Source organism: Acrocarpospora macrocephala (assembly GCF_009687865.1).
GTDB lineage: Bacteria > Actinomycetota > Actinomycetes > Streptosporangiales > Streptosporangiaceae > Acrocarpospora > Acrocarpospora macrocephala.
This window is the reverse complement of sequence record NZ_BLAE01000025.1, coordinates 150,669-159,672: the sequence shown is the minus strand read 5'-3', so window position 1 is coordinate 159,672 and position 9,004 is coordinate 150,669. Positions and strand designations below refer to the sequence as shown.

The 9,004-nt window shown below is 70.9% G+C and carries 7 protein-coding genes; all 7 read left to right on the top strand.

Features of this window, described 5'->3' with window-relative positions:
• The first annotated feature begins 345 nt into the window (after positions 1-345).
• Complete coding sequence (locus Amac_RS22620; RefSeq protein WP_155349710.1) at positions 346-513, top strand: hypothetical protein; 168 nt, start codon at positions 346-348, stop codon at positions 511-513.
• Between the two features lie 11 nt (positions 514-524).
• Complete coding sequence (locus Amac_RS22615; RefSeq protein ID WP_155356373.1) at positions 525-1,367, top strand: M55 family metallopeptidase; 843 nt, start codon at positions 525-527, stop codon at positions 1,365-1,367.
• A gap of 19 nt (positions 1,368-1,386) precedes the next feature.
• Positions 1,387-2,928 (top strand): flavin monoamine oxidase family protein, encoded by a 1,542-nt coding sequence (locus Amac_RS22610; RefSeq protein ID WP_155356372.1) that lies wholly within the window; start codon positions 1,387-1,389, stop codon positions 2,926-2,928.
• Between the two features lie 11 nt (positions 2,929-2,939).
• Positions 2,940-3,431: a YbaK/EbsC family protein gene (locus Amac_RS22605; RefSeq protein ID WP_155356389.1), complete on the top strand. Its 492-nt coding sequence runs from the start codon at positions 2,940-2,942 to the stop codon at positions 3,429-3,431.
• 106 nt (positions 3,432-3,537) lie between these two features.
• Positions 3,538-5,637: a serine/threonine-protein kinase gene (locus Amac_RS22600; RefSeq protein WP_155356371.1), complete on the top strand. Its 2,100-nt coding sequence runs from the start codon at positions 3,538-3,540 to the stop codon at positions 5,635-5,637.
• Entirely contained in the window at positions 5,638-7,659 is a 2,022-nt protein-coding gene (locus tag Amac_RS22595; RefSeq protein ID WP_155356370.1) for a serine/threonine-protein kinase, read from the top strand.
• A gap of 67 nt (positions 7,660-7,726) precedes the next feature.
• Entirely contained in the window at positions 7,727-8,962 is a 1,236-nt protein-coding gene (locus tag Amac_RS22590; RefSeq protein ID WP_155356369.1) for a serine/threonine-protein kinase, read from the top strand.
• Positions 8,963-9,004 lie beyond the last annotated feature (42 nt).

Here is a 9,004-nt window from a genome sequence, read left to right as displayed (position 1 = left end):
CCCTTTGGGACGCTCGCGCTCGGCCCCATCGGCCTCCGGCCTCGCGCTCGGCCTCCTGCCTGGGCTCCGGTCTCGGTCTCGGGCTCCGGCGTGGGGGGTCGGCCTCCGGCCTGAGGATCGGCCTCCGGTTCGAAGGGTGCCTTCGGTCAGGGGCGAAGCCCAGGGTTGCCTCCGGCCGAGGGGGGCGGGCGGAGCCCGTGGGAAATCAACGGGCTGGGTGGGTGGGAGAACCACCTAGAGTTTGGTAGGTGGCGAGAAGCCCGGATTGTGATCAGAGCTGGGCGTTTTCGTTGTTCGGTGCGGCTATCGTGGCCGTTCATGCGGTTCGTCTTGAGGGTTGTTCCCATGCGGCTTCGGCGGGCGGTGCGGGCCCGGATCGATGCGCGTTACGTGACCAAAGCTGATCATCTGCGGGACATCAGGGATACCTTGTGGGAGGTCCAGATGTTGCGGCGGGAGGTTGTGGCGATGCGGCGGGAGCTGGATCGGTTGCGGGATCTCAAGACCGTCTGAGAGTTGGGGGCATGCGGGTTTATCTGTCGGTTGATATGGAGGGTGTCACCGGGCTGACCGATCCTGAGGAGATGCATGCGGGCGGCCGGGGGTATGAGCGCGGCTGCGAGCTGATGACGGGGGACGCCAACGCGGTGGTGGCGGGGGCGTTCGAGGCGGGGGCGCGGGCGGTTTTGCTCAATGACGCGCACGGGTCGACCAAGAACCTCCGGGTCGATCTGCTGGACCCGCGGGCCACGCTCATCAGAGGGCCGGGGAAGCCGCATCGCATGGCTCAGGGGTTGACCGCGGACTTCGACGCCGCCTGTTTCGTGGGATATCACGCCAGGGCAGGCGTGCCGCACGGGGTGCTCAACCACACGTGGATGGGTAAGGAGATCCACAACGTCTACCTCAACGACGAGATCTGCGGGGAGACGCGGCTGGTGGCGGGGTTCGCGGGAGCGCTGGGGGTGCCGGTGGCACTGGTCACGGGCGATGACGCGGTCTGCGAGGAGGCCGCGGAGTTGCTGGGCGAGGTGGAGACGGTCGCCGTCAAGAAGGGCGTGGATCGCTTCTCCGCCGAGTTGTTGCCGCCGTCGGTAGCCCAGGAGCGGATCAGAGAAGCAGCCGGGCGGGCGTTGAACCGGCTATCGGATTTTTCGCCATACGTGGTGCAGCCGCCGTACCGGCTGGGGGTGGAGTGGAACTCCACGGCGATCGCGGCGGGTTGCGCCCTGGTCCCGGGCACGCGCCTGGTCGGCCCCCGGCACACCGAGTTCGAGACCGGCGACTACCACGAGATCATGGCCCTCTTCGGCCTCTTCGCGATGATCGCCGGCCAGGTGGCCTGCGGCAGCGGAATCTACGGCTGACCGCTCAAGGAGAGACTCGATGACCGTCACCCGGCGCGCGCTGCTGATCGGACTGGGGGCCGCCGGAGGAGCGGGCGCCATGTACGCCGCCATGAATGTGCTCGGCTTAGCCCCCGGCGAGCAGCGCTCGGTCTTCGAAGCCCCGCGCCCGTCGGATTTCGCGTTACGCGGCAAGTCCGCCGCCAAAGTCGTCATCCTCGGCGCCGGCATCGCCGGCCTCACCTGTGCGTACGAACTAGGCAAAGCCGGATACGACTGCACGATCCTGGAGGCCGCCGACCGGATCGGCGGCCGGAACCTGACCCTGCGGGGCGGCGACCGGCTCACCGAGACCACCGGCGAGAAGCAGGCCGCACGCTTCGGCGAGGGCGTCTACTTCAACGCGGGCCCGGCCAGGATCGCCTCCTGGATGGTCACCCTCGACTACTGCCGCGAACTCGGCGTCCCCATCGAACCGTTCGTCAACGGCAACGCCTCCGCCTACATCTATACCTCCGGCATGAAGGCCCCCGTCCGCTATCGAACCGCCCGCGCCGATATCTTCGGCACCCTCTCCGAACTCCTCGCCAAAGCCACCAGCCAGGGCGCGCTCAACGACACCGTCCAGGAATCCGACAAGGAACTCCTGCTGGACTTCCTCCGCCAGTTCGGCGACCTCGGCGAGAAGACCACCTACGAGGGTTCGGAACGCCGCGGTTTCGCCACCTACCCCGGGGTGGAGGCCGGAACACCGCTCCCACCCCCGCCGCCGCTCAGCGAACTCCTCGGCTACCACCTCGGACCCGCGCTCACCTTCGACCTCTCCTCCGAGCAGGCCATGCCCATGTTCCAGCCGGTCGGCGGCATGGACTCGATCGTCACCGCCCTAGCCGACATGATCGGCCGGGACCGCATCCAGCTCTCCTCCCCGGTCTCCAAGGTCACCAACCTGGACGACGGGGTCGAGATCACCCACGCCGGCGGCACGATCAAAGCCGGTTACTGCGTCACCACCCTCCCCCCGCACCTGATGGCGAAGATCCCCGGCAACCTCGACACCCGCGTCCTGGCCGCCCTCCGCGCCGCCCAGCCCTTCGCCGCGGGAAAGCTCGGCCTGGAGTACGGCCGCCGCTGGTGGGAGCAGGAGGACCGCATCTACGGCGGCATCACCGAGACCGACCTCGACATCGCCCGCATCTGGTACCCGTCCGAAGGGTTCCACCGCCCCCGCGGCCTGGTCGTCGGCTACTACAACTTCGCCGCCGACGCCGACATCTACACCGCCCTAAAGCACCCCGCACGCCTGGAGAAGGCACTCACCCAAGGCGAACGCGTACACGGCCCCAAATACCGGAAAGACCTGCTCTCCAGCATCTCGATGGCCTGGTCCAACCGCCCCCACATCGAGGGCGCCTGGGCCAACATGCCCCCGTCCAGCCTGCTCCACGAGCCCGCCGGCCGGGTCTACTTCGCCGGCGACTGGCTCACCCACCTGGTCGCCTGGCAGGCTGGAGCCTTCGAGTCCGCCCGCCACGTGGTGACCAGCCTCCACGCCCGGGTGCTGAAGGAGGAGACCGAGTGACGCTCGACTGGATGCCCGCCGCCGACCACCTCGACCTGCTGGCCGACCCGGTGGCCAAAGCCCTGGTCCCAGGCTTGCGGGTGGCCGAGATCGACCCCGGCCTGGCCGACACGGCCGCCTTCTGCGCGAGGTACGGCGTCGCCCTCGAAGACTCCGCCAACTGCGTGATCGTGGCCGGAAAGCGCGGCGGCGAGACCCGCTACGCGGCCGTCATGGTCCTGGCCACCGACCGCGCCGACGTCAACGGCGTGATCAGGAAATGGCTGGACGTCCGCAAGGTGTCCTTCGCCCCGCAGGCAGAGGCAGTCGCCCTCACCGGTATGGAATACGGCGGTATCACCCCGCTGGGCCTCCCCGAAGGCTGGCCCGTCCTCGTTGATGAAAACGTGACCAACCGTTCATTTCTAGTGATCGGAAGCGGCGTACGCCGCTCCAAGCTGGCCATATCCGGCGCCGACCTGGTCGCCGCCACCCGGGGCGAGACGCTGGTGCTCACATTGTGACCGTAGGCTGGGAAACCGTTGAGCCACGCCTAACGTTGTGCTTAGCAGGAATGTGGCCCGATGGTTCACTCATGGACGGTGTTTTAGTCGGTATGGTGCTAAAGGCATGAATCAGGACGACCGACTGGGCCCCTACCGGTTGCTGCGGCGGCTCGGTGAGGGTGGTATGGGCGTGGTCCACCTGGCCTTGGATCCTCATGGCAGGCAGGTGGCCGTCAAGGTGCTGCGTCCGGAGGTCGCCGGAGACGACACCGCGCGCCGTCGCCTCTCGCGAGAGGTCGAGACCATGCGGCGGGTCCGCAACCGGCACATCGCCGAGGTCGTGGACGCGGATGTGACCGGCCAAAGGCCGTACATCGTGACCAGATACGTCCCCGGGCGCCCGCTGGACGAGATCGTCAAGCAGGACGGCGCGCTCCCGGTGGAGGCGCTGCTCAAGGTGGCCGCCGGAGTCGCGGAGGCGCTCGCCGCCGTGCACGCCACCGGGGTCATCCATCGTGACCTCAAACCGGGCAACGTCCTGATGCTGGACGGCGAGCCGGTGCTGATCGACTTCGGCATCGCGCAGGCCGTGGACGCCACCCGGCTCACCCAGACCGGCATGTTCATCGGCACCCCCGGCTACCTCGCCCCCGAGATCATCGAAGGCCACGAGGCTGGCCCCGAGGTGGACGTGCACGCCTGGGCGGGCACGCTGCTCTACGCGGCCACCGGCCTGCCGCCGTTCGGCAAGGGCACGCTGGAGATGATCTTCTTCAACATCACCGCCGGCAAGGCGAACGTGGAGGGCGCGCCGCAGGTCATCCAGCCGGTGCTGCGGGCCGCGCTGCAACGCGACCCGGCCCGCCGCCCGACCGCCGCCGAACTGCGCGACCAGGTCGCCCGGCTGCTGCCGAATCCGTACCGGCCGCGGGTGCCCGACGAGGTCACCACGGTGCCGAACGTGGACGAGACCACCGGCAAGCCGATCGCGGTGCTCGGCCTGGACGGCCCGCCGCCGCAGCCGCGTCCGGCCTCGCACGAGCAGGTCAACCAGCCGGTCGCGCCGCTCAAGCCGAACCCGAACATCACCCCGGCCGTGTCCCGGTCGGAGTTCGTCTCGCTGCTCGGCGACGCCCCGGCGACCGGCCAGGTGGCCTCCCCGCCGCCCGCCGGCCAGGCGGGCGACCCGTTCCCGACCGTGCGCGTCACCGGCGAGGACCTCCGCCGCGCCGGGCTCGCCGCCCAGCAGGAATCGGCCCCGAAGTACGAGCCGCCGCCTCCGAAGTACGAGCCGCCGACCATCCCCAAGATCGTCGAAGGCGACATCCCCACCCGGATGGGCCCCCCGTCCGGGGCGAGCGCCTGGCAGCCGCACCAGCCGCCGCCCGCGCAGGAACAGCCGGGCAGGGACGGGGACATTCCCACCCGGCGGGTGCGCCCGGAGGAGCTCCGCCAGTCGCTGCCGCAGCAGCAGGTCTTCTTCGAGCAGCCGCCGGACTTCTACGAGCAGACCCCGCACGTCCACCAGCCGCACCCGCCGCCGTTCCAGCAGACGGTCAGGGTGCCGCCGCCGCAGCCGCTGCACAACCCGGGCATGCGGCCCGGCAACATGCTGCAGCGATCCAAGGCCTACGGGGTGGCCAGCTCGTTCATGCTGGTCGCGTTGACCGCGGCGGCCGTGATCGCGCCGGTGCTGGTCGCGCTGATCGCGATCCCCGCCGTCGTGCTGTTCCGGGCCGCCGACATCGCCCAGCCGGAGCTCAACACCCGCCGCCCGATCGGCGCCGCGGCCGGCGACGTGTTCCGGGTGATCGGCCTGCCCGGGCCGCTGTTCAAGTCGATCGCGTCCACGCTGGGCCTGGTCCTCTACGGGCTGATCCTCGGCGTCCCGGTCACGCTGCTGCTGACCGTCCTGGTCACCACCATGGACGAGAACGCCGCCCTCGCCTGGGGTGTCGCCGTCGCTCTCTGGGCGATCTGCGCGGGTCCGGCCGTGGAAGCGCCCACCCGCCAGGTACGGCGTACGCTCGCGTCCCTGCTCCCCACCCGGGGGGCGGCCGTCGGCGCGGCGTGGGGGATCGGGGTGATCGCGGTGTTGCTGGCCGGAATCGCGCTGCTGTCGGTGAGGGGGGACAACACCGCCGGCCTCTTCTGGGGCTTTGACATTCAGGAGCTGATTGAGCGTTTGACCGTGCTACGGCAACAGGGACCAGGGGGGTCATAGATGGCCACGACTGAGGCTCCGGAGCGGATCGGGCCCTACCGGTTGCTCCGCCGGCTCGGTGAGGGGGGCATGGGGGTTGTCCACCTCGGACTCGACAGGGATAACCGCGAGGTCGCCGTCAAGGTGCTGCACCCGCACGTCGCGTCCGACCTGAAGGCGCGGGACCGGCTCACCCGCGAGGTGGAGACCATGCGCCGGGTGCGCAGCCCCCGGGTCGCCGAGGTCCTGGACGCGGATCTGATCGGGGCGACGCCGTACATCGTGACCCGGTTCGCGCCCGGCCGCACGCTGGAGCAGCACGTGCTGGAGGACGGGCCGCTGGCGGCCCACGATCTGATCCGGCTCGCGCGCGGCCTCTGCGAGGCCATGGTGGCGGTGCACGCCGCCGACGTCATCCACCGCGACCTCAAACCGGCCAACGTGATGCTGGTCGAACGGCCCGGCGGGTTCGATCCGCTGGTCATCGACTTCGGCATCGCGCACCTGGTCAACGCCACCCGGCTGACCCAGACGGGCATGTTCGTCGGCACCCCCGGCTACCTGGCGCCCGAGATCATCAGGGACGCCGGGATCACCCAGGCCGCCGACGTGCACGCCCTGGCGGCGACGGTCTTCTTCGCGGCCACCGCGCAGCCGCCGTTCGGGTCCGGCACGTTCGAGGTGGTCTGTTACAACATCCTGGAGGGCAAGGCCAAGGTCGACCTGGCGCCCGCGTGGCTGCGCGGGTGGCTGCGGCTGGCCCTGTCCACCGACGTGGGGACGCGGCCCACGGCGGGCGCGCTGCTGCGGCTGACCCGGGCGCTGGACCCGTCGGTGACCGTGTTCAAGGAGTCGGCCGCCACCCACGTGCTGACCGGCGAGGACGGCACCCGCGTGCTGGAGGACGGGACGCAGATCCTCGCGGACGGAACCCGCATCCAGGTCGACGGCACTCGGGTTCTGAACGACGGCTCGAAGGTGCTCGCCGACGGCACGCGCATTCTGGCCGACGGCACCCGTGTCCTGAGCGACGGTACCCGGGTGGTGAACGACGGCACCCGCGTTCTCGACGACGGGCCCGGCGGCACCCGGGGGCTGCCCGTCAACCAGACGCACTCCGACCTGCTGACACCGGTCAACTACGTCAAGCCCGCTCGCCCGCAGAAGCCACCCAAACCACAGAAGGCGCGTAAGGCCGCGCCGCCGCCTTATGTGCCGCCCCCGCCGTACCAGCCGGCGCCGTTCCCCGACCAGCGGGTGGCCGGGTATCCGGCGCCGGTGAACGCGCAGCCGACCGCGCCGCCCCGGTACCAGCCGCCGCCGCCCGCGCAGGCCAGGCCGTACCAGCCGGAACCGAGCCCGAGCGGGCAGCGCTACCGCACCGGGCACCCGGTCCTGGCCGCGATGCTGCTCGCCGTGCTGGTCGCGGCGGCCTGCCTGCTGCCGGTGATCGTCAGCCTGTTCGCCATCGCCGCCGCGCTCTGCCTGCGGGTCGGCCACTACCTGTTCGGCGGTCTCACCGAGCGGCGGCAGAACCGGGGGAGCAGCGGCGCCGACCCGGTGCTGGCCGTGCTCGGCACCCCGTGGGCGCTGATCAAGGCGACCCTGGCGACCCTGTTCCAGGTGCCGCTCTCGATCATGTTCGGGATGTGCGTCTGGGGCCTGCTCGTGTACGGCGCGCACCAGAACACCGACACCGCCGCCGGCTACGCCGCCGGCGCCTTCGTGGCCGGGCTGTTTATCCTGCCGGGCGGCGGCGGCGCGCGGAAGGCGGTCACCAAGTCGCTCAGCGGGCTGATCCGCAGCCCCGGCGCGGGCATGGTGGCCACCATCGCGGTCGGCACGCTCGCCTTCTTCGTGATCATGGCCGCGATCTCGACGGCCGCGTCCTGGGCGCCGTGGCGGCCGCCGTCGGTGGCCATCGACGCGATCGTCTCCGATTTGCAGCAGAAGGGCGAGGACACGGTCGTCAACCTCATCGGCGGCCTGGTGGAGGACTTGATGAACCAGCTCGGGCTGGGCTTCATCACATTCTGGAACTGATACCCGATAGGTGCGGCCGTGGCCTGAATGGGCACGATAGAGCGTGAAGCCGCGAAAGGGAGGGTGCATGGGAGCCGAGTATCTGGGCCCCTATCGCCTGCTTTCCCCGCTCGGCTCGGGCGGATTCGGCGAGGTCCACCTGGCGCTGGACGGTGAGGGCCGCACGGTCGCGGTGAAGGTGCTGCACCCGCACGTGGCCGCCGACGCCTCCGCCCTGGCCCGGCTGGCCCGCGAGGTGGAGACCATGCGCCGGGTCCGCGGCCCGCACGTCGCCGAGGTCCTCGACGCCTCCCTGGACGGCGACCAGCCCTACCTGGTGACCCGGTATGTGCAGGGCCGCGCCCTCTCCGCCGTGGTCGCCGACGGCCCGCTGCACGGCGACGATCTCGTACGGCTCGCGCACGGCCTGGCCGAAGCCCTGGTCGCCGTGCACCGCGCCGGGGTGGTGCACCGCGACCTGAAACCCGCCAACGTGATCCTCGCCGACGGCGAACCCTACGTGATCGACTTCGGCATCGCGTACGCGCTGGACACCGCCGCGGTGACCACCTCGGGCGCGGTCATCGGCACGCCCGGCTACCTCGCCCCGGAGGTCCTGGAGGGCCGCGACGCCGGTCCGGCCGCCGACGTGTTCGCCTGGGCGGCGACGATGGCGTTCGCGGCGTCGGGGCGGCACCCGTACGGGACGGGGCCGGTGGCGGGCGTGGCCTACCGGGTGGTGCACGGGGACCCGGACCTGGACGACGTGCCCGGCTGGCTCGCCCCGCTGCTACGCGAGTGCCTGCGCGCGGAACCGGCGGCCAGACCGTCGGCCGCGCAGCTGCTGAACCGCCTGGCCGGGACGTTCCGCCAGCGGGTGCTCACCGGAGCGCCGGAACCGGTCACCCCGATGACTGCCGAGCCGCTCTCCGCCCGGGAGGCCGAGACCCGGGAGTGGCGGCCGGGCATGACGCCCGAGCGGCGCCCGTCCCCCGAGGAGTCGCGGTTGCGGCGCCGGGAGGTCATCCGGCGGCGCTGGGTGGTCGGCACCGGGCTGGTGGTGGGGCTGCTGTCCGCCACCGGCCGGGAGCACGTGCCCGAGCTGTCGTTGCTGCTGCTCGTCGCGTACGGCACGACGGTCCTGGTGGACGCGGGCTTCGGCCTGGCGGCGAAGTCACGGCCACGCGTGGTGCTGGACCTGGTGTGCATCGCGGGATCTGTCGCGTTGTGGGCGGGGTTGAGCACGCTGTTCAGCACGTTCACGCTGCTGCTGGCGGTGGGCGCGCTGCTGTTCGCCGTGGGCCTGCTGGCATTGGCGAGTTAAACACCCCACCTGATACCTCCCGAACATAGTTCGGTAGGGTGC